The organism is Pseudomonas sp. PONIH3, assembly GCF_002934345.1.
Classification (GTDB): Bacteria; Pseudomonadota; Gammaproteobacteria; order Pseudomonadales; family Pseudomonadaceae; genus Aquipseudomonas; species Aquipseudomonas soli.
In genome coordinates this window covers 5,189,090-5,208,657 of sequence record NZ_CP026386.1, presented here as the reverse complement: position 1 = coordinate 5,208,657, position 19,568 = coordinate 5,189,090, and the positions used below count along the sequence as shown (strand labels likewise).

Sequence of the window (19,568 nt, the reverse complement as noted above, 5' to 3'; positions counted from 1 at the left end):
ATCGCCTTTTGCAGGCAAAAAGAAACCCCGACACGGCCAAGCCGGTCGGGGTTTTCTTTTCAAGCGTGCCGTCAGTGAGTGACGCGGCTGGTGCCGTCGACAGTCATGATGCGAACACGCTCACCCACACGGAAGATCTCGTTCTGCTGCACTTGCTGCACGTAGGCGCGCATGCTGCCGTCGTCTTCACGCACGGTGATCTCGACGCCTTGGGTACGGGTCAGGCCTTCTTCGGCGGCGGAGCCTGCCAAGCCACCGGCCACGGCACCGATCACCGCCGCGACGATGCTGCCACGGCCACCACCGACGGCACTGCCGGCGACACCACCGACAATGGCGCCAGCGCCGCCACCGATTGGCGTCTTGGTGCCTTCGATCTTCACCGGACGCAGGGATTCGATGGTGCCCATGCGCACGGTCTGCACGCGGCGGGCCTCATCACGGGAGTAGCTGTCGCCGGTCAGCGACGATTGGCAGCCGCCCAACAGCAGCGACACGGTGGTGAAGCTGGCCAGCAGCAAAGCGGATTTACGCATGGGGACAATCTCCATAAGACAGGTGTCCATTAGACTCCGCGCCTTGACAAGTGTCACGGCGCAAACGTTATAAAATTGTTCTCATTCAGCTCAGGTACAGCCGTTGCTGGCTGATTTGCGGGCCTACAGGTGAGACCAAGGATAGCCATGGATTACTTCATCGTCGTCGTCGTGACGGTCGCCGGGCTGTATTTTCACGGGTGGCTGTATGTGCGCATGCGCCGCTGGATGGACCGGGACCTGGCGCTGTCGCTGGCCGGGGAGGATCCGGCGAAGCAGGACTTCATGCTCAAGTTGCTGGAGCGGGCGCGGGTGGAGAAGGTGCGGCGCAAGGAGTTGGCGGCGTGGTTGGAACGGGAAGCGGCGGGGTATCGTTGATGATGGGGCCGCGTTGCGGCCCCATTCTTGTCAGGGCGCCAGGCGCTCGCGCGCCCACTGGCCATTGACCAGGCGGTAGTTCAGGCGGTCATGCAAGCGGCTCGCTCGCCCCTGCCAGAACTCGATGCGCTCGGGTAGCAAGCGGTAACCGCCCCAATGCTCCGGGCAATGCGGCTGGCTGTCGGAAAAGCGCGCCTCGGTAGCCCTGACCAGGCCTTCCAGCTCCTCGCGATCGGCAATCACCCGGCTCTGCGGCGACGCCCAGGCCCCCAACCGGCTGCCCAGCGGGCGCACCTGGTAATAGTCGTCCGACTCCTTGGCCGTGACCTTCTCCACCCGCCCCTCGATCCGCACCTGGCGCTCCAGCGCCGGCCAGAAGAAGGTCATCGCCGCATAAGGGTTGGCCGCAATGTGCTGGCCCTTGGCACTTTCATAGTTGGTGAAAAAGGTAAAACCGCGTGCGTCCAGCGCCTTGAGCAGCAACACCCGGCAATGCGGACGCCCCTCGGCATCAACGGTGGCCAGGGTCATGGCGTTGGCTTCCACCGGTAGCTGCTCGGTCTTCACCGCATCGGCGAACCAGTGGTGGAACAGCGCGAACGGCTCCCCGGGAGCCTGGGCTTCGGCCAGGCCATCACGGGTGTAGTCGCGGCGCATATCGGCCAGGGATTGGGTCATGCTGCGTTTCCTTGACGATCAGTTGGTCTTCGCAGGGCTGTTGGCGGCGACTTTCTTGTCGGTGGCGGCCTTCTTCGCGGCTGGCTTGGCCACAGCGGCTTTCTTCTTGGCGGTGGTGCTGGCCTTGACCGGCGCCTTGGCTTTGGCGGCAGGTTTCTTCGCAGCCGGCTTGGCGGCGGCCTTGGCGACAGGCTTGGCGGCCGGGGCCTTGGCGTCCTGGGTGGCAACCATCGCCGCCGGAGCCGGCGCCGGGGCGGCCTGCTGGTACTTGGCGAGCAATGCGACCATGGTGTTCTGCGGGGTCAGCAGCAGTTCGACACGGCGGTTCAAGGCACGGCCTTCGGCGCTGTCGTTGGCGGCACGCGGCATCACCGCGCCCATGCCCTTGAGCATCAGGCGGTCGCGCTGCAGGCCGCTGAGCCGGAAGATCGCCGACACCGAAGCGGCGCGCTCGAGGCTGAGCTTCTGGTTGGCGGCCGTGGCGCCGCTGGTGTCGGCGTGGCCGAGGATCAGCACAGCGGTCTTGGTATCGGTCTCGATGACCTTGGCGACCTGGGTGATCGGGCCAAGGGTCGCGGGCAGCAGCATGTTCGGGCGATCAGGGTTGTAGGAGCTGTCGACGGGGATGGTCACCGCCAGCAAATCCTCGCGGCGCTCCAGCTCGAACTTGCTGCCCTTGATCGCTTCGCGGACCTTCGGCTCGTACTGGTCGAGCCAGGCCTGCGTGGCCTTGTGGTCGATCTTCGGCACCGCCGCGACCGTGTCCTTTTTCTCATCGCTGCCGAACGGCCACCACCAACGGCTGCCGCTTTCGGACTTGGCGTCGGCCTTGGCCACGTTCTCGACGACGGCCTCCTTCACTTCCTTGTCAGCGACCTTGTCCGAACCAAATGGCCACCAGTTCAGGCCACCGTCCTTTGCGGCGTCCGGGGAGTGGCTGGCGCAACCGGTCATGGCCAGGCACAGGGCGAGTGCTAAGGTTTTATGTGAAGACATCAGCGATACACCATGAAATAGAAAGAAATTTTGCCCATACGCTTCAGGCGTTGGCATTGAGGATAGTCAAAGGGAACTGGCAATACCCGCGTTACCCGATCAAAGGCAACTGCCAAGCACCCGCACCAGTTTCTGCGCGCGGGGATCCATCAGCACGTAGGGGCCGAGGGTATTGGTGACGAAGCCGAAGGCCACGTCATGTTCGGGGTCGGCAAAACCGACCGAGCCACCGGCGCCGGGGTGACCGAAGGCACGTGCGCCAAGGCCGAAGGTGGCGTTGGCCACCTCCGGCTGGTCGAGCATGCAACCCAGGCCGAAACGGGTCTGGGTGAGCAGCGTGCGGTCCTGGCCCAGGCTGTGCTCGCGGGTCAGTTCGTCAAGCAGTTCGGATTCGAGCAGGCTGCCGTCGAGCAGGCCGGCATAGAAGCCCGCCAGGCTGCGGGCATTGCCATGGCCATTGGCCGCCGGCTGCTGCATGCGCCGCCATTCGGGCTTGTTGGTGCTGGTGAGGATCGCTGGCGGGTTGGTGAAGGCCCGGGTGGACAAGGCCTCGGGCTCGCGCATCGTCACCTGCAGCAGGCGCTGGGCGGCGGCATCGCCAGGGTTGCCCTTGCCGCGGGCGATATGCGCCACGCGGTGGAACTCTTCATCCGCCAGGCCAACGTGGAAGTCCAGGCCCAGCGGCTTGGCGGTGCGGGCGACGATGGAGTCGCCCGGACCACGACCATCGGCGCGGCGGATCAATTCGCCAATCAGCCAGCCGTAGGTGATCGCCGCGTACCCGTGCTCGCTGCCGGGCGTCCACCAGGGCGTTTCAGCGGCAAGGGCATCGACCATGGCCTGCCAGTCATACAGGGCTTCGGCCGGCAGCAGCTCGCGGATGGCCGGCAGGCCGGCGCGGTGGCTGAGCAGCTGGCGCAGGGTGACTTGCTCCTTGCCGGCCTGGGCGAATTCCGGCCAGTAGCGCGCCACCGGCGCGTCGAGGGCGAGCTTGCCCTCGCCCACCAGTTGCAGGGCGGTGACGGCGGTAAAGGTCTTGGTGCAGGAGAACAGGTTGGCGATGGTGTCGCTGTGCCAGGCCTCGCGGCCATCCTTGTCGGCACTGCCGGCCCACAGGTCGACCACGGTTTCTCCGCCGACCTGGATGCACAACGCGGCACCACGTTCCTGGGGATCCTCGAACAACGCGGCGAAAGCATCGCGCACCGCCTCGAACTTCAGCTCATAGTGACCCTGGATCTGCACCCGACTACCTCTCTTTACTGCCTGGCTTGCAAAGGGGTGCATTGTTTCAGTAGTTGGGCGATTTGCCTACTGAAGATGGCTGGGTGGTTATCCGGAACTACGGCTTGTCCAACGCTGTGCGCAAATGCCCAAGGACTTGCAGGTTGCTGCGGCGTACCGCCTCGATGAACCCCGCATAAGGCACATCGGTGACAGCGACCAGGCCAAGATGACCGTTCTCGCCATCGAGCAGGCGCCCACTGGCGGGTTGATCGAGATACTGGAACCAGTGCGCGCCGACGATCATCGGCTGATTCATGGCGGCCTTGAGGAAGTTGGCATACGCCGGGCCACGATCTTCCTCGCGGGCCACTTCCAGCGGGCCTGGCCAGAACGGACCACGGTCGCGCGAGCCGAACTGGAACTCCGAGACCAGCACCGGCTTGTCGAGCTCGGCCAGGCGGGCGAAGTCGTAGCCGTCGTCAGGCTTCAAGGTATAGAAGTTGAAGCTCAGCACATCACAGAACTCGGCGCAGGCCTTCACCGCCTCGGGGGTGCTGACCGCGTAGCGGCCACCGAGCAGCAGATGGTTGGGCGCATGCCATTTCAGCGCGTCGGAAATGGTCTTGAAATAGGTTTCGGCAAACACCTGCTGGAAGTACTGGTAGTCGCGCTCGATTTCCGGATGCTCCGGGTTGGGCAACGGCGCCTCGAAACCCGGGTCTTCCATCAGCTCCCAGGCGGTCAGCTCAATACCCCAGGCCTTCGACAGCCCCTGCTGGTTGCGGTACTTGTCGCGCAGTTGCTTGAGGAAGGCGCGCTTGGCCGGCACATCGGTGGTCAGGCGCAAGGTGCCATAGGCCAGGCCATACCGTGCCTTGGGGTCGTCCCCCGGCGCGGCCCAGGCCAGCTCGTTGTCGGCGAAGTAACCGATCAGCCAAGGATCGTCACGGTGATCCCGGGCAGCAATGGCCACGGCACGCTCGGTGGCCATGGCGAAACGCGGGTCGAACGGGTCGGGCATGCGCCCCCACCAGTCCATGCCGGTGCTGATGCTGGCGTAGTCACCGACGATCGACAGCGGCAGGGTGTACGGCAGGCGCTTGGCTTGCCCGAGCGACACATCGCTCCAGTTGCCAAGGGTATTGAAGCCCCAGGCCTGCAGGCGATCCAGGGTATGGGTCTGCCAGCGCTGGGCGTCCAGCACCGCCACCGGGCACGCCACCTCTCCCTGCGGGCAAGGCTTGCCGTAGGTGCGCTGAAGATTGGCCGCGTAGAAGTCGAACCAGCGCCCCTGCTTGAAACCACGGCCTTGGGACGACGCATTGCCGTCATCGTTGTTGCCTTCGCCATAGAAGGCACTCAGGGTGTCGCCTTCTCCCGGCAAGGCTTTGAACATGCCCTCACGGCCGGCGACATAGGTGCGCCCGCCATCGGCGGCGACGGCATTGACGCCGAGCGAATAGAACGGATGCCCTTCCGGCGTCACCAGGTACCAGCGACCGTCGCGTTTCTCGGTGCGGAAGAAGCCCTTGGCTTCGAACGCAGGACCCTCCAGCAGGCCGCCATAGGTATCCAGCTTGAGCTTGTCGCGCTCGGCCAGCCAGCCCTTGAGCTGTGCCTGTTCACGGCTGTCGGCAGCCTTGAGCTGCTCGTCGTTGACGATTCTTTCCGGCCAGCGACCACGGGTCGATTGCCCATAGACATCGATCAGTTGGTCGTAGGCAGCCTTGAACGCCTGGTCGTCATCCTGCACGCCGACCTTCTCGATCAACAGGCTCTGCGCAACCTTGGGGCCGGGGATGCTCAAGCTGACCGAGGTGACTTGGGCCAGGTCGGCTGCTCCTTCGCTGCTTGCCAGCAGCAGGCGCTGGCCTTCGTAGGTCCAGGGCATCGGCGGCCCGGCGCGCATGCCCTGGCTCAGTGGTGAACGGGCCTTGAGCGGTATCATCACGGTCTGCGCAGGCCCGGCCGGCAGGTCGATGCGGCTGGTGAGCGTGCGTCCGTCGCTGCTTTGCACCACCACATCAACGGTCAGCGCCCAGTCCATGCCGCTCTGCAGGCGCAGGGTCAGCGCCTGGCCGGCAGACCAGTCCCACGCCCCGCTCTGCGGCGCGAGGCGCAGTGTCGGCTGCGCCACCGGGTTGAACACCACGCGCCGCAACACCTCGCCTTCGGCTGTCTGCTCCGCGTTGTACTGCGGCAGGCTGGTGTCCTGGGTGATGACATTCACCACCGAGGCCGGGCGCACGAAGCTGAACAGGGTCTGCTGCCCGGCCAGCAAAGGCGCACTGAACAACACGGAGAACACGACAGGCAAGGCGCGGCGGATCATGGGGCGGTGGCTCTCCTTCGGAGCCCGTCATGGGCTCGCAATCGAGTAATGGACAACGGGTTGTGAGTGTTGCTCCGGCAGTCAGCCGATTTCCCGTCGGAAAGGTGGCAGCGCATTGAGAATAGCCTTGCCATAGCGTTGCGTGACCAGACGGCGGTCAAGCAAGGTGATCACGCCACGGTCCTGCTCGGTACGCAGCAGCCGGCCACAGGCCTGGATCAGGCGCAGCGAGGCGTCGGGCACGGCGATTTCCATGAACGGATTGCCGCCACGGGCTTCGATCCATTCGGCCAGCGCGGCCTCGACCGGATCGTCCGGCACCGCGAAGGGGATCTTGGCGATCACCACATGCTCGCAATAGGCGCCCGGCAGGTCGACACCCTCGGCGAAGCTGGCCAGGCCGAACAGCACGCTGTGTTGGCCGTCGTCGACCCGCGCCTTGTGCTTGTTCAGGGTTTCCTGCTTGGACAGGTTGCCCTGGATCAGCACCAGCTTGCGCCAGTCGCGGTCCAGGCCGTCGAACACGTCCTGCATCTGTTTGCGCGAGGAGAACAGCACCAGCGCGCCGCGGGCGTCCTCGACGATGGCTGGCAGCTCGCGAATGATCGCCGCGGTGTGCGCCGTGGCGTCGCGCGGATCGGCACCCAGGTCGGGCACTCGCAGCAGCCCGGCGTCACCATGCACGAACGGGCTGGGCACCACGCACTGAACCGCGTCGCGTGGCAGGCCCGAACGCATGCGGAAGCGGTCGAACTTGCCCAGCGCAGTGAGCGTCGCCGAGGTCACCAGGGCGCCATAGGCGACGTTCCACAGGCTCTTGCGCAGCATCTCGGCAGCGAGGATGGGGCTGGCGTTGACCTCGATGTCGAACAGCGCGCCGCTTTCGGCCAGGGTCAGCCAACGAGCCATGGGCGGGTTGTCTTCGGGGTCTTCAGCGGTAAAGGCGGTCCACAGCTCCCAGTTGCCCTGGGCACGGGTCACCAGGCTGCCGAACAGTGGGTACCACTCCTCGGCCTGGTGGCTGGCGATACCGATGTTGTTCTCGCCGTCCATGCCTTCCTTGAGCAGGTCGGCCAGGCGGGTGAACAGGTCGTTGAGGCGGGCGAAACCTTTCTTGAGCTCGATGCCTACTTCACGGATCTGCTCCGGTACCACGCCGCCCTCGAAGCGATAACGCGGGCGGTCGCGACCTTCCATGTCCTCGCCGGCGCGGAAGTCCGCCACCTGCTCGCACAGGGTGAACATGAACTGCTGCTGGGTACGCACCTCGCGGGCCAGCTCCGGCACCTGCTCGATGTACTTGCCGAGGTCGCCCGGCAGTGGATGCTGGGCCAGCAGTTTGGTCAGGTTCTTGGCGGTCTGCTCCAGCCAGTCGGCGGTGGAACGCAGCCGCGAATAATGGGCGAAATGGCCGATGGCCTTGTCCGGCAGGTGGTGGCCTTCGTCGAACACGTACATTGTGTCGCGCGGGTCGGGCAGCACGGCGCCACCGCCAAGTGCCAGGTCGGCCAGGACCATGTCGTGGTTGGTGACGATCACGTCGACCTTGCCCATGCCTTCACGGGCCTTGTAGAACACGCACTGCTGGAAGTTGGGACAGTGCCGGCCGGTGCATTGGCTGTGATCGGTGGTCAGCCGTGCCCAGTCCTGGTCCTCGATGGCCTCCGACCAGCTGTCGCGATCGCCGTCCCAGCGGTTGCCGGCGAGCTTCTCGATCATGCTGTTGAACAGCTTCTGGCTGCGCTCGTCGACCTCGATGCGAAAGCCCTCCTCCTCGAACAGCTGGGCGGTGGCCGACTGGGCGTGGCCTTCCTGCAACAGGACGTCGAGCTTGGACAGGCACAGGTAACGGCCACGGCCCTTGGCCAGGGCGAAGCTGAAGTTCAGCCCGCTGTTGCGCATCAGGTCGGGCAGGTCCTTGAAGACGATCTGCTCCTGCAGCGCCACAGTCGCGGTGGCGATCACCAGGCGCTTGCCGGCGGCCTTGGCGGCGGGGATCGCGGCCAGGCTGTAGGCGACGGTCTTGCCGGTACCGGTACCGGCCTCGACGGCAACCACCGCGGGCTCGCCGGCACGGCGGCCTTCATCGTCGCTGGCGATATCGCCGAGGACCTTGGCCACTTCGGCGATCATCAGGCGCTGGCCGTAACGCGGCTTGAGGCTTTTGGCTTCGAGGAAACGCGAGTAGGCGCCCTGGATGGTGGCTTTGAGTTCGTTGCTGATCATGGTCTGCAGGCGCCCGGAGGGCTGGATATATTTTCAGTGTTTCGCATGGGCCGGCTATCATACCCCGCTATTGCCCTTTGTGCCGCATGGAGATCCGGATGCTTGCCTTTGCCCTGCCCTACACCTTGCATGTCCTGGCCGCCCTCGTCTGGGTCGGCGGGATGTTCTTCGCCTGGCTGGTGCTGCGGCCGGCCACGGTTGCAGCGCTGGAGGGGCCTGCGCGGCTGCGATTGTGGGTGGAGGTTTTCCAGCGGTTCTTCAGATGGGTCTGGCTGGCGGTGGCGGTGCTGGCTGTCAGCGGGGTCGGCATGATCCACCTGCGGTTTGCCGGGTTCGAGACCGCGCCTCGTTATGTGCAGGTGATGATTGGCGGGGGGATTGTCATGTTTGCGTTGTTCATGCGGGTTCAGGGGTTGTTGTTGCCTGAGCTGCGTGCGGCGGTGGAGGCTGGGGATTGGGCTTCGGGGGCTGGGGTGTTGGGGCGGATTCGGCGGTTGGTTGGGGTTAATTTGTTGATTGGGGTGTTAGTGGTGGGGGTGGCAAGTTCGCGGGTTTTGGTTTGAGGGGTTTGGGTTTGGCTTGAGAGATTTTTTTGGTAGTTGTAAGCACATTCGTAGACGATATCGACATTTAGTCACCCTTTCGCCTTTACGTGAACTGACCCCCGAAAGTTGGACAGGTAGCGCTATGCGGCCAGCGCTTGGGTTCGGAATTCTACCGGACTCAAGCCATTCAGTCTGAGACTGATGCGTTCTTGGTTGTAGTAGGCGATGTAATCCTCTAGTCCTGATGCCAGTTGCTCAACACTCTCAAACGACTCCAGGTAAAAAAACTCGCTCTTGAGCGTGCCGAAAAAGCTTTCCATGGCGGCGTTGTCCAGGCAATTGCCCTTACGCGACATGCTCTGCTCGATATTCTTCCCAGCCAGCATATGCCGGTAAGTTGGCTGTTGATACTGCCAGCCTTGATCGGAATGCAGTATCGGTGTGTCACCTGGATTCAGCCGCTCGAAGGCTTGCTCCAGCATTGTCGAAACCATCTTGAACTCAGGACGCCGGTTGATCTGATAAGCAAGGATCTCGCCGTTGTACAGGTCCATCACAGGCGAGAGAAACAGCTTCTGCCCCTTTACCTTGAACTCTGTCACGTCGGTTGCCCATTTCTGATTGGGGGCTTCTGCCTTGAATTTGCGTTTGAGTAGATCAGATGCAACAACCCCCTCGGAGCCTCGGTACGAGCGATATTTCTTAACTTTTACCAGAGATTTGAGGTCCATCAACTGCATCAGTCGCTGCACCTTCTTGTGGTTGACCACCTCGCCATTGTGCCCGAGGGCCGCAGTGATGCGACGATAGCCATACCGCCCCTTATTTCCGTGATAGAGGCTGTTGATGCGCTCTTTGAGAGCAGCATGCTTGTCAGCCACCAGCACTTTGCTTTGGTAATAAAAGGTACTGCGTGCCAGCCCTGCAGCACGTAGCAGCAGAGCAAGTCGATGCCCGCGCCTCAATCCTTGGATAGCCTGCGTTTTCTTGCCTGCGCAGTTCGAGGGTCCGCTTGGATCAAGGCATTGAGCTTTTTTAGATAAGCATTCTCCGCGCGCAGGTATTCCAGCTCTTCGAGCATTTGCTTTGGTGTCAGCTCGCTGTCCGTTGGAGTGGGCGGGCTTGTGCTGGACTGTTTTGATGGTTTGCGGGGCATGCTGAACTCTCGGGTACGGCGCGGGTGAAGGGCTTCTACTCCGCCTTTATCGTACAACCTTTTCCATTGCCTGATGCTACTCGGGCCGCGGATATCAAACTGCACGCAAGCTTGCTGAGCGGACAGTCCGTCTTGCTCAATGCACTGCAAAACCTTCAATTTGAACTGCGCGTCGTAGTGGCTGTACTTGGCAATCAAACCGGCTGCACCGTGTTGCTCGTAGCCCTTTACCCAGCGGCGTAACAGCGATGGACTCAGGTCATGCTTGAGCGCCACCTCATGAACACTGCGGGCAGAAAGGCACTCTTCGATGAGTATCTGCTTGAGTGCCAGGTTGTATTTCGTCATGGAACACCCTCCGGTTGGGGATCAGGTGTCCAACTTTCGGGGGTCAGTTCAACGGGCGACCTACTTTTGTCTTGACAAAAGTAGGCAAAACCGTTCGGCTCCGTTCATACGGCCCCTACGCTTCGCTCCGGGGTTCCCTCGCTCCGTTCTTGCTCCCGTGGGTACCGCGCTGTACGCCCCATCCTGGGGCGCAGCGCTCGACGGCCATCCATGGCCGTCGCCCCACTACGCAAGAACTCCACTCGGCCTCCTGAAGTCGCAACTTGTGTCGCCTGATGTTAATGGCCAATTAAACTGACCCACCTCTGGCCAACAATTTTGACCCACCCATAGTGGCATTGGCCACCGACCATGTAGCGTCACCCGCCTTATGCACAGGCCGGGGACAGATCATTGAAGGAGTGGGTTGTGATTCACAAGATCAAGGGGTTGTATGACCAGGGCCGAGGCCTGTCGGTCCGTGCCATCAGTCGTGAGCTGGGGATTTCCCGGAACACCGTACGCAAGTATCTCCACCTGGATGAGATGCAGATCAGCGCTACCATTGCTGACCCTTCACGCACCAAGGTGCTCGACGAGCACCGCGATTATCTGATTAATCAGTTGGGTCAGTTTCCAGCCCTGAGCGCAGTCAAGCTGGCCCGTCGCCTGAGGGAGCGCACCACCGAGCTGGCGGTGTCAGACCGGAGCATTCGCCGCTATGTGCAAGCGCTCAAGCAGCAGGTTGCCAGTGGCCAGTTGCGCTATTACGAGCCGGTCGTTGAGTCAGTGCCTGGCGTGCAGTGTCAGGTCGACCCCGGTGAGCTGCGAGGCGTCATGATTGGCGGCCTGGAGCGTGTCGTTCATTTTGTGGTGTTTGTGCTGTCCTGTTCACGGCTGATGTATGTCGGTCTGAACTTCCGGCCGCTGGATACCGAACGGTTTATCCAGATGCACGACGAGGCCTTCCGCTACTTCGGCGGCGTCACCGAGGAGTGCATCTACGATCAGACCAAGATGGTGGTGATCAACGAGCAGTACCGTGAGCTGACGCTGAACCAGCGCTTCCACCAGTATGCGACTACCGTCGGGTACCGCATCCATGCCTGCGAGGGCTATGACCCGGAGAGCAAGGGCAAGGTGGAGGCCGGGGTCAAGTACGTCAAGCGTGACTGCTTCTACGGCGAGCACTTCCAGGACGAGGCCGCCGTCCGACAGCACCTGAATGATTGGCTCGAGACTGTCGCCAACGCACGCGTGCACGGCACGACGGGGCAGCATCCAAGAGCGCATTTCGAGGCACTGGAGCGTAGTCAGCTCAAGCCCTATCTCGTCCCGCAGAACCTGCTGCACGTGGCGCCGACAAGGGAGACCCGCAAGGTCGACAAGACCGGCTTGATCTCATGGCAGGCCAACAAGTACTCGGTACCCATGGCCTGGCAGCAAGCCCGTGTCGGTGTCAGCGCACAGGACAACCAGTTGCTGATCCATGACCTGGAGAGCGGTGAACTCATAGCCACCCATGACCTGTGCAAGGCCAAGGGCCGGATGATCAAGAACAACAACCATTACCGAGACCATGCCCAGCGCATTACCGACCTGGAGCGCGGCATCGACTCGATCCTGCCCGATGCCCTTGGGGCAACCCTGTGCCAACTGCTCAAGCGTACTTCGCCGCGTATCTACAAGGATCAGCTGGTTGCTGCACGCGACCTGCTCATGGCCCATGCGCCGGTTGATACGGCGTTGCTCGGCGAGTTGTGCGAGCGCAGTGAACTGACCGCCACCGGGCTCAAGCGCTACCTCGAAGCATGGCAGCAAGCCAAGGCGCGGGGCCGGATCATCGGCGACCATGACTATGCGCCAGAGGCCGGTAGCCAGGTTAGTCACGCCGACCTGAACGCTTATGCCCGCATTGGCCAGTCGACTGGCCACGGGGTGACCCAATGAGCCTGCTCGACAGCACTATCGCGCAGTACCGAAGCCTGCGCCTCAGCGCGACCGCGGGTGAGCTGGCCACCCTGCTGGCCAGAGCCGAAGCCAATGAACTGTCCTACCTGAGCTTCGCCCAGTCACTGGTCGAGCATGAGCTTAACGCCCGCTCCAGTAGCCGCGTAAGCCGCAACCTCAAGCAGGCGCAGTTCCCCTCGGAGAAGCATCTGGAGGCCTTCGATTACCGGCACCAGACCACCATCACCAAGCGCCAGGTCAGCACCTTGCTGGACTTCAGCTTTATCGACAACCGCGACAACCTGGTGTTCATCGGACCACCGGGTGTGGGCAAGACCCACTTGGCCATTGGGATTGGCCACAAGGCGGTTCAGGCGGGCTACAAGGTGCTGTTCCGCACGGCTCTGGCGTTGGTCGAGGATCTGGAGCTGGCGGAAATGAAGGGCGAGCTGAAGAAGCGCCTTAATCAGCTGAGCAAATACGACGTGCTGATCATCGATGAGCTGGGCTACCTGCCGATGACGCGCCAAGCCCGGTACAACCTGTTCCAGTTAATCAACAACCTGTACGAGTACCGCTCGGTCATCCTGACCACCAACAAGGACTTCACCAGCTGGGGCGAGTTCTTCCATGACGACAACGTGGCCGTGCCCATCATCGACCGCGTGATCCACCATTCACACATCTTTATGCTGGGAGGTGAGAGCTATCGTTTGAAGCAGAAAACCGGCGGTTAGCGGTGAGCAAGTGGGTCAATTCTATTGGCCAAAAGTGGGTCAAAATTAATGGCCATTGACACCTGAACTATCGCGCACTTAGAAGCAAGATCAAGAGCAGATCAAGAGCAGATCAAGAGCAGATCAAGAGCAGATATGTTGGTTTTGTTAGTGGCTGTAATGTTGTTCTTCATTGCCCCGCGATGTTGATCTAGAGTTCCCACGATGGCAACTAGCGACTAGCTGCGTTAGTGCAGGCGCCGCCCGTAACTTCGCGACTTCAGGAGGCCGAACGGAGGTCTTGCGGAGGGAGGTGACGGGCATGGATGCCCGTCAAGCGCTGCGCCCCAGGATGGGGCGTTCAGCGCGGTCCTCCCGGGAGCAAGGCCGGAGTGAGGGAACCCGGAGCGAAGCGGAGGGCCGGATGAATGGAGCGCAACGGCTTTGCTTACTTTGGCCAAGACCAATCTATGGTCACCCCATTTTTTGCAATACTGTTCATCAGATGGAATGGATGGCTTGCTTCAATCTATCCGGCGTCTATTGGGCTCGTATCCCGCGCCACGATGAGCATTCGCGCCTGGCGATCCTAATAAAGTAAGCGGCTTCCAAGAGCCAATTGGTCGTTCAGGATCATCGCCAGGCCGATCGGCCGTTTATTTCATCTGTTGTTCAGCTATCGCAAAACCTGATGGTGAAACACGGTGCAGCACTACGGGGTCAGGCGTTCATGGCGTCTGGCTCCGTTTTGTATTGCGTATGCCGAGTGGTAATGGCCCACGCAATGCGTGCCAGTTTGTTGGCCAACGCGCAGGCCACCACATTGGAGTGACGTCGCGCGAGCAGTGAACACACCCAATCGGCCAATGGGCCTTTCTGGTACTTCAAACGCATCAGGTAAACCCGTGCGCACTGCACCAACAAGCGTCGAAGGTTCTTGTCGCCGCGCTTGCTGATCCCCAGCAAAGCTGGCCTACCACCAGTGCTGTACTGGCGGGGCACCAGACCTACAGAGGCAGCAAAGTCCCGGCTACTGCCGTATTGCTGCGCGTCACCCATTTCCACAGCCAGCAGGCTGGCGGTGATCGGCCCGACACACGGGATAGTCAGCAAACGGCTACCTAGATCATCGTCAGCCAGCTGGCTCGCCAGCTCTTCGTCCAACACCTTGATCTGCTCGCTCAGGTAGACGAAATGCTCATGCAGGCGCTGCAGCAGTGCAACGAGACGTACAGGCAGGTCGTGCTCTTCAAGCACTGAAGCGAGGCGTTTGATTACCGCCAGTCCGGTCGGCAGGCTCACACCGAACTCGAGCAGGAACCCATGCATCTGGTTCACCGTCTTGGTTCGGTCGCGGATCAATGACTCACGCATCCGATGAGAAACAGAGAGTGTTTGCTGCTCAGGCGATTTTGGCGTCACAAAGCGCATGGAAGGTCGGGAAGCGGCTTCGCAGATGGCTTGCGCATCAACGAAGTCGTTTTTGTTGCTCTTGACGAAAGGCCTAACGAACTGGGGAGAGATCAGCTTGGCTTCATGCCCCATCGCTTTGATTTCTCGGGCCAGGCAGTGCGAGCCGGCACAGGCCTCCATCACCACCGTGCAAAGAGGATGATTGGCCAGAAACCGCATCATCTGCGGCCTTGAACACTTCTTGCGCGATACCTCTTTGCCGAACTTGTCTTGGGCATGCAGGTGGAAGACATGTTTGCCGATGTCGATGCCGATCAGTGTCACGTTGTTCATGATGACGGTCTCCGAAGAAAAAACACCCTGCGAAAGCGTACGCCTCGCAGGGTGCCGGGGTGACCATCTCATTAAGTAAGCCGCCGTAAGGGCGGAAAGGTGAATAAGCGTCGACATCGCAAATGAATGCGCATACAACTTTCAACACCAACTAGCCAACTAACCAAACAACCAAACAACCAAACAACCAAACAACCAAACAACCAAACAACCAAACAACCAAACAACCAAACAGCCAAACAGCCAAACAGCCAAACAACCAAACAACCAAACAACACTACCCCAGAAAAACTCAAAGCCGCTGAAGAATCAACTCCCCCGAGGCCCCAGCCAACCCAGGCTGCCCGGCCTGCCCAGGCCGCCCATTCCCCCCCGCATCGGTCCGATAAACCAGACACCCCTTACTGACCCCACCCGCCCCGGCCTTCCCCGCAGCCCCCGCCTTACCAGGCGCACCACCATCAAGCCGCACCACAATCCGCTCCTGCGCAAACCCTTCAGGCACCGCCAGACGAACTCGCCCACCGGGAGCCCCATCATGCCCGTTGCCACCATCATCACCATTCGCCCCACGACTGGCCTGCCCCCAGGTGCAGCCCCCCGGCTTGCCATTGGCGCCGTCGAGCCCGACATACCCCGGCGCCCCAGCCCCGCCCCGGGCGTCGATCGATAGCCGCTCCGCCTCCAACGCCTGCAGCCGCAGATCCAGGTTACGCCCCGGCCGCGCGGGCCGCTCGTAGCTTCCGGGCGCCCCTGGCGCACTGAATTCGCTACCCTCGCCCAGCCGAGCCGTCAACGCCTCGATGCGCAGGTCGCGCTCGGCCGGCGCGATGGCGATGCGCGCATCGCGCCCCAGTTCGAGCCGGTCGATCTTCAGTTCGGTAAGGCTGGCTGGTAGCAACAAGGTCGCCGAGTCGGCCACCCGCAGGTGCTCCAGATGCACGCTAGCCGCCTTGTTCGGCAGTCGCAGCATGGAATGGGGAGCAACCTCCAGGCTTTCGGCCTGGGCCAAGGGTGTAGCCATTACAGCCAGCAAAATCAGTTTACGCATGGCTCGGCGCCTCCTGCGACCGGGGAATGGACATGACATGGAAGATGCCGGTCAACAGAATCTGCAGGCGGTCGAACCAGCGGTGGCTGCGCCCGCGCAGGCTGCCGTTGAAGAACAGCACCTCGAGCACATGCAGCGACAGCACGACGATACCTGCGGCATTGATCAGCAGATTGAGCGGCAATGGCTGCGGCATGAACTGGTTGAACAGCACCACACCCCAGAATGCCACCGTCAGAGCCTTGCCCAGGCCCAGGATGAACTTCATACCCCGCCCCCATGATTTATTGTTATGCCGAAGCGGTTCGTTCGAGCGGACCGCGTCGGCAACAGTAACCCTACTGCCGGGGCATGCGCCAGAGGGGTCAGTTCAGGTGGAGTTCCACCCGTCGGTTGCGCGAGCGACCTTCGTCGGTGTCGTTGTCAGCCACCGGCTCACTCTCGCCACGGCCCTGGCTGGTCACCTTGTTCGGCGCCAGGCCCTGGCTGATCAGGTACTCCGCAACACCGCTGGCACGGCGCTCGGACAGGCGTTGGTTGTAACTGTCGGAGCCCACGCTGTCAGTGAAACCGATCACCTTGACACTGGCCACACTGGGATCGTTGAGCTTGGGCAGCAAGCCCTGCAGGCGCTGCTGGGCACCCTGGGTGAGTTCGGCGGAGTCGAAGGCGAACAGCACCTGGCCCTGATCATCCAGCGTGATCACCTCTGGGGTCGCCGCAGGCTCTGGCTGCGGTGCGGTGGCTGGATATTGCGGCAACGGGCAGCCCATATGGTTGACCTGGGTACCAGCCGGGGTATCCGGGCAACGGTCGCGGCGGTCGAAAACGCCATCGCCATCCTCGTCGCCATCCTGGGCATAACAAATCAACCCACCGGCAATCGCACCGGCAACGCCGGCACCAGCCGCCCAGCTGGAACTTTCGATGGCGCCCAGGCCGCCACCGACCAAACCGCCAAGCAGGCTGCAGATGGGCCATGTCCTTTGATTGAGGGGCGCGCTGCCATCGCTGTGGGTGGCGCAGCCTGCCAGCAGGCTCGTGGCCACCACCAACGGCAGTGCCGCTTTCGACAATACACGCATGGTGAATGCTCCTGTGTCACCGGCCGCTACCGGTCACACAGGAGTAAAGACGTGCCCACGCCACTTCTCAAGGCGCGGGCACATCGCCGTCAACGCTGGATCTTGATCTCGGTTCGACGGTTCATGGCACGCCCATCGGCGGTGGCGTTGTCGGCGACCGGCTGCGTTTCACCCGCCCCCACCACCGAGACGAAGCTGGCGCGCGGTACACCGCTTTCGACCAGGTAGTTGGTCACCGACTGGGCGCGGCGCTCAGAGAGCTTCTGGTTGTAGCTGTCGGAGCCAACGCTGTCGGTGTGACCGGAAACGCTCAGTCGCGCGCTCGGGGCTTCCTGCTTGAGGCGCGTGGCGATGGTGTTCAGGCGCTCTTTGTCGGTGGCCGTCAGGCGTGCCGAGTCAAACTCGAAATGCACGTCACGGATGACGATGACTTCTTCCTTCTGTACCACGACCTCCTCGACCACCGGCGCCGGCTCCGGCGGGCAGCCATTGGCGTCGACCTGCACGCCGCGCGGGGTGCCCGGGCACTTGTCGCGGCTGTCCGGGACGCCATCGCCGTCTTCGTCACCGTCACCATGGGCCCAGCAGTAACCCGCCGCCAGGCCGCCACCGAGCAAGGCGCCCCAGCCAGCCCAGCTGGAGCTCTCGATCGCGCCCAGGGCCGCGCCGCCAACGCCCCCGACGGCAGCACACTTCGGCCAGTCGGTTTTCTGCAAACCTGCACAACCAGTCAACACACTGGTGAGCAAAACCAGGGGTATCGCTGTGCGTACTATGCTCATCTTGTTGCTTCTCCTAGGGGGAATCGGTAGAAAACCGATGCTCTGGGAGTAAAGACCGGCGCTTCCCGCTCTGCCAACAATAAGCCACGCCGCAGCGGCGCGCCCCTTTGCCCGCTGGCCTGGGACCGTTAGTCTTGAGCGACCTGAACGAGGAATGGCAATGACCGAAGCTTTCTCCCAACGCACGCCCCAGCAGGCACTGGCCGCCCTGCTGGAGCGCTTCACCCCGCGCCACTTGCTGCTGGTGGGCAGCCGCTTCCCGGCTCTGGAAGCCTTCGCCGCCGCCCATCCCGATACCCATATCGAAGCCACCGCACCCGGCCCGCTGCCCGCCGAACAGGCCGCCCGGCGCTTCGACCTGGCGGTGCTGGTCGATTGCCTGGAGCACCTGCCCAAACGCACCGGCCTGGAGCTGCTGGGCGGCATTCGCAACCTCAACGCCAGCCGCGTCGCGGTGCTGGCCGACCTGACCGCCTGCGGCTGGCAGGCCACCGACTTTTACTCGCTGGCGCTCTCGGCCAGCGAGCAGTTCCAGCGCGATGACCAGGTGTTGAGCCTGTTCACTTATGATCTGCATGACTACAAGCAGGTCCCGGACTGGCTCAATGCCAAGTTCTGGGCCAACCCAGAAAACTTCGGCAAGTACTGGTGGTGAACGAATGAGTGTCTCGATCTGCCCCTGCGGCAGTGGCAACCTGCTCGATACCTGCTGCGGGCACTATCACAGTGGAACACCAGCGCCGGATGCCCAGACGCTGATGCGTTCACGCTACAGCGCCTATGTGCTGGGCCTGGTGGATTATCTGGTGGCCACCACCCTGCCAGCACAGCAACCGGGCCTGGACCGCGCCGCCATGGCGGCCTGGAGCGCGCAGAGCACTTGGCTAGGCCTGGAGGTGGAGGGCGCCGAGGTGCTGGGCGGGCAGCCCGAGCATGCCTTCGTCACGTTCACCGCGCGCTGGCACGACCTCGAGGGCGATCACCAGCACCGCGAGCGCTCGGCATTCGTCCAGCATGCCGGACGCTGGTACTTCATCGACCCGACCGCGCCCCTCAAGGCCGGACGCAACGACCCCTGCCCCTGTGCCAGCGGGCAGAAGTTCAAGAAATGCTGCGCCAGTTACTTCGGTAGTTGAGCATGCGCACCCTGGCCCGCCTGCTCTCGCTCAGCCTGCTGCTGTGCGGGTTGGCGGGCTGCGTCAGCTGGGGCAGTGATCCCTGGCGCGAACCACAGTTGCACCTGCTTGAGGTGGAACCGGTGAAGGTGCGCCTGCACCAGCAGGAGTTCGTTCTGCACCTGCGGGTCGACAACCCCAATGACAGCCGCCTGTTCATCCGCCACCTGGCCTATTCTGTACGCTTGGGCGACCTGTTGCTGGCCGAAGACGAGGCCAGCCTGTGGCGCAGCGTTGGCGGCCATGCCCGGCGCACCTTCAAGGTCACCGTGCGGACCAATCTCTGGCAGCACCTCAAGCCTCTGGCAAAGCTGCTCAAGAGCGGGCAACCCGTGCAGTATCAACTGCGTGGCGAGCTGGCCACCGGACTGTTCGTGCATCGGGACCTGCACTTGAGGCAAAGGGGTGAGATAATCCCCGGCGATCTTAAACCGGAGTAACGCTGCAATGACCCAACAACCCCATGTCCATGGCCCCGACTGCGATCACGATCACGGTCACGACCATCACCACGACCACGGCCATGTGCACGGCCCGCACTGCAACCACGGCCACCAGGAGCCGGTGCGCAACGCCCTGAAGGACGTCGGCCGCAACGACCCTTGCCCATGCGGCAGCGAGAAGAAATTCAAGAAGTGCCACGGCGCCTGATCAACGTCAGC

The 19,568-nt window shown here is 62.5% G+C and carries 20 protein-coding genes; 8 read left to right on the top strand and 12 right to left on the bottom strand.

The features are described from left to right. Positions 1–71 precede the first annotated feature (71 nt). A complete protein-coding gene (locus C3F42_RS24125; protein ID WP_023632818.1) occupies positions 72–536 on the bottom strand; it encodes a glycine zipper 2TM domain-containing protein in 465 nt (154 codons plus the stop codon). Between the two features lie 147 nt (positions 537–683). Between C3F42_RS24125 and C3F42_RS24120 the strand changes: the two genes are divergently transcribed. Next, complete coding sequence (locus C3F42_RS24120; protein WP_031316816.1) at positions 684–914, top strand: hypothetical protein; 231 nt, start codon at positions 684–686, stop codon at positions 912–914. Between the two features lie 30 nt (positions 915–944). Here C3F42_RS24120 and pdxH read toward each other — a convergent pair whose 3' ends face one another. The 5 genes from pdxH to dinG all read right to left on the bottom strand — a co-directional run bounded on the left by pdxH (position 945) and on the right by dinG (position 8,373). Continuing rightward, positions 945–1,592 carry a pyridoxamine 5'-phosphate oxidase gene (gene pdxH / locus C3F42_RS24115; RefSeq protein WP_094012564.1) on the bottom strand — a complete coding sequence of 216 codons (648 nt, stop codon included), beginning with the start codon at positions 1,590–1,592 and terminating at the stop codon, positions 945–947. 18 nt (positions 1,593–1,610) lie between these two features. Next, positions 1,611–2,588 carry an OmpA family protein gene (locus C3F42_RS24110; RefSeq protein ID WP_104445001.1) on the bottom strand — a complete coding sequence of 326 codons (978 nt, stop codon included), beginning with the start codon at positions 2,586–2,588 and terminating at the stop codon, positions 1,611–1,613. Between the two features lie 99 nt (positions 2,589–2,687). Beyond that, entirely contained in the window at positions 2,688–3,833 is a 1,146-nt protein-coding gene (locus tag C3F42_RS24105) for an EstA family serine hydrolase (RefSeq protein WP_038706650.1), read from the bottom strand. Positions 3,834–3,930: 97 nt separating this feature from the next. Next, positions 3,931–6,147: a beta-galactosidase gene (locus tag C3F42_RS24100; RefSeq protein ID WP_104445000.1), complete on the bottom strand. Its 2,217-nt coding sequence runs from the start codon at positions 6,145–6,147 to the stop codon at positions 3,931–3,933. A gap of 81 nt (positions 6,148–6,228) precedes the next feature. Further along, complete coding sequence (gene dinG / locus C3F42_RS24095) at positions 6,229–8,373, bottom strand: ATP-dependent DNA helicase DinG (protein ID WP_046854477.1); 2,145 nt, start codon at positions 8,371–8,373, stop codon at positions 6,229–6,231. A gap of 98 nt (positions 8,374–8,471) precedes the next feature. Here dinG and C3F42_RS24090 point away from each other — a divergent pair, with 98 nt between their 5' ends. Beyond that, a complete protein-coding gene (locus C3F42_RS24090) occupies positions 8,472–8,936 on the top strand; it encodes a CopD family protein (RefSeq protein WP_046854476.1) in 465 nt (154 codons plus the stop codon). 122 nt (positions 8,937–9,058) lie between these two features. Here the strand turns inward: C3F42_RS24090 and C3F42_RS24085 are convergent. Continuing rightward, a protein-coding gene (locus tag C3F42_RS24085) for an IS3 family transposase (protein ID WP_104444999.1) occupies positions 9,059–10,422 on the bottom strand; the annotation gives its coding sequence in 2 pieces (ribosomal slippage) (positions 9,059–9,957 and positions 9,957–10,422; 1,365 coding nt in all). A gap of 408 nt (positions 10,423–10,830) precedes the next feature. On the opposite strand from C3F42_RS24085, the gene istA reads away from it, so the two are divergent. Next, entirely contained in the window at positions 10,831–12,351 is a 1,521-nt protein-coding gene (istA, locus tag C3F42_RS24080; protein WP_081273177.1) for an IS21 family transposase, read from the top strand. Next, entirely contained in the window at positions 12,348–13,088 is a 741-nt protein-coding gene (gene istB / locus C3F42_RS24075) for an IS21-like element helper ATPase IstB (protein WP_064491510.1), read from the top strand. Before istA ends, istB begins: the two co-directional genes overlap by 4 nt. Before the next feature lie 699 nt (positions 13,089–13,787). Here istB and C3F42_RS24070 read toward each other — a convergent pair. From C3F42_RS24070 to C3F42_RS24050, 5 genes are all read right to left on the bottom strand, one after another. Next, a complete protein-coding gene (locus C3F42_RS24070; RefSeq protein ID WP_102685495.1) occupies positions 13,788–14,813 on the bottom strand; it encodes an IS110 family transposase in 1,026 nt (341 codons plus the stop codon). A 292-nt stretch (positions 14,814–15,105) separates the two neighbouring features. Further along, positions 15,106–15,864 carry a hypothetical protein gene (locus tag C3F42_RS24065; RefSeq protein WP_094012389.1) on the bottom strand — a complete coding sequence of 253 codons (759 nt, stop codon included), beginning with the start codon at positions 15,862–15,864 and terminating at the stop codon, positions 15,106–15,108. Then, positions 15,857–16,132 carry a DUF1145 domain-containing protein gene (locus C3F42_RS24060; RefSeq protein WP_023632547.1) on the bottom strand — a complete coding sequence of 92 codons (276 nt, stop codon included), beginning with the start codon at positions 16,130–16,132 and terminating at the stop codon, positions 15,857–15,859. Before C3F42_RS24060 ends, C3F42_RS24065 begins: the two co-directional genes overlap by 8 nt. A 97-nt stretch (positions 16,133–16,229) precedes the next feature. After that, on the bottom strand, positions 16,230–16,949 hold the full coding sequence (locus C3F42_RS24055) for an OmpA family protein (RefSeq protein WP_046854473.1): 720 nt from the start codon (positions 16,947–16,949) through the stop codon (positions 16,230–16,232). An 89-nt stretch (positions 16,950–17,038) separates the two neighbouring features. After that, the gene (locus C3F42_RS24050; protein WP_038706655.1) at positions 17,039–17,731 is read right to left on the bottom strand and encodes an OmpA family protein; all 693 of its coding nucleotides are present in this window, start codon (positions 17,729–17,731) and stop codon (positions 17,039–17,041) included. Between the two features lie 160 nt (positions 17,732–17,891). Between C3F42_RS24050 and C3F42_RS24045 the strand changes: the two genes are divergently transcribed. Genes C3F42_RS24045 through C3F42_RS24030 form a run of 4 tightly spaced genes read left to right on the top strand, consistent with a single transcriptional unit; the run spans position 17,892 to position 19,557 of the window. Then, a complete protein-coding gene (locus C3F42_RS24045) occupies positions 17,892–18,386 on the top strand; it encodes a DUF6231 family protein (RefSeq protein WP_094012390.1) in 495 nt (164 codons plus the stop codon). 4 nt (positions 18,387–18,390) lie between these two features. Continuing rightward, complete coding sequence (locus C3F42_RS24040) at positions 18,391–18,867, top strand: YchJ family protein (RefSeq protein ID WP_038706657.1); 477 nt, start codon at positions 18,391–18,393, stop codon at positions 18,865–18,867. Positions 18,868–18,869: 2 nt separating this feature from the next. Continuing rightward, positions 18,870–19,346 carry an LEA type 2 family protein gene (locus C3F42_RS24035; protein WP_023632502.1) on the top strand — a complete coding sequence of 159 codons (477 nt, stop codon included), beginning with the start codon at positions 18,870–18,872 and terminating at the stop codon, positions 19,344–19,346. A gap of 7 nt (positions 19,347–19,353) precedes the next feature. Then, positions 19,354–19,557, top strand: a complete 204-nt coding sequence (locus C3F42_RS24030) for an SEC-C metal-binding domain-containing protein (RefSeq protein WP_023632501.1) — start codon at positions 19,354–19,356, stop codon at positions 19,555–19,557. Positions 19,558–19,568 lie beyond the last annotated feature (11 nt).

Bases quoted from the DNA above. Each gene is read 5' to 3' on its own strand.
- C3F42_RS24090 (WP_046854476.1), top strand. From the start codon at position 8,472: ATGCTTGCCTTTGCCCTGCCCTACACCTTGCATGTCCTGGCCGCCCTC.
- C3F42_RS24035 (WP_023632502.1), top strand. From the start codon at position 18,870: ATGCGCACCCTGGCCCGCCTGCTCTCGCTCAGCCTGCTGCTGTGCGGG.
- C3F42_RS24125 (WP_023632818.1), bottom strand. From the start codon at position 536: ATGCGTAAATCCGCTTTGCTGCTGGCCAGCTTCACCACCGTGTCGCTG.
- dinG (WP_046854477.1), bottom strand. From the start codon at position 8,373: ATGATCAGCAACGAACTCAAAGCCACCATCCAGGGCGCCTACTCGCGT.
- C3F42_RS24050 (WP_038706655.1), bottom strand. From the start codon at position 17,731: ATGAGCATAGTACGCACAGCGATACCCCTGGTTTTGCTCACCAGTGTG.
- C3F42_RS24065 (WP_094012389.1), bottom strand. From the start codon at position 15,864: ATGCGTAAACTGATTTTGCTGGCTGTAATGGCTACACCCTTGGCCCAG.
- C3F42_RS24070 (WP_102685495.1), bottom strand. From the start codon at position 14,813: ATGAACAACGTGACACTGATCGGCATCGACATCGGCAAACATGTCTTC.
- C3F42_RS24055 (WP_046854473.1), bottom strand. From the start codon at position 16,949: ATGCGTGTATTGTCGAAAGCGGCACTGCCGTTGGTGGTGGCCACGAGC.
- C3F42_RS24040 (WP_038706657.1), top strand. From the start codon at position 18,391: ATGAGTGTCTCGATCTGCCCCTGCGGCAGTGGCAACCTGCTCGATACC.
- C3F42_RS24120 (WP_031316816.1), top strand. From the start codon at position 684: ATGGATTACTTCATCGTCGTCGTCGTGACGGTCGCCGGGCTGTATTTT.
- pdxH (WP_094012564.1), bottom strand. From the start codon at position 1,592: ATGACCCAATCCCTGGCCGATATGCGCCGCGACTACACCCGTGATGGC.
- C3F42_RS24060 (WP_023632547.1), bottom strand. From the start codon at position 16,132: ATGAAGTTCATCCTGGGCCTGGGCAAGGCTCTGACGGTGGCATTCTGG.
- C3F42_RS24100 (WP_104445000.1), bottom strand. From the start codon at position 6,147: ATGATCCGCCGCGCCTTGCCTGTCGTGTTCTCCGTGTTGTTCAGTGCG.
- istB (WP_064491510.1), top strand. From the start codon at position 12,348: ATGAGCCTGCTCGACAGCACTATCGCGCAGTACCGAAGCCTGCGCCTC.
- C3F42_RS24030 (WP_023632501.1), top strand. From the start codon at position 19,354: ATGACCCAACAACCCCATGTCCATGGCCCCGACTGCGATCACGATCAC.
- C3F42_RS24110 (WP_104445001.1), bottom strand. From the start codon at position 2,588: ATGTCTTCACATAAAACCTTAGCACTCGCCCTGTGCCTGGCCATGACC.
- C3F42_RS24045 (WP_094012390.1), top strand. From the start codon at position 17,892: ATGACCGAAGCTTTCTCCCAACGCACGCCCCAGCAGGCACTGGCCGCC.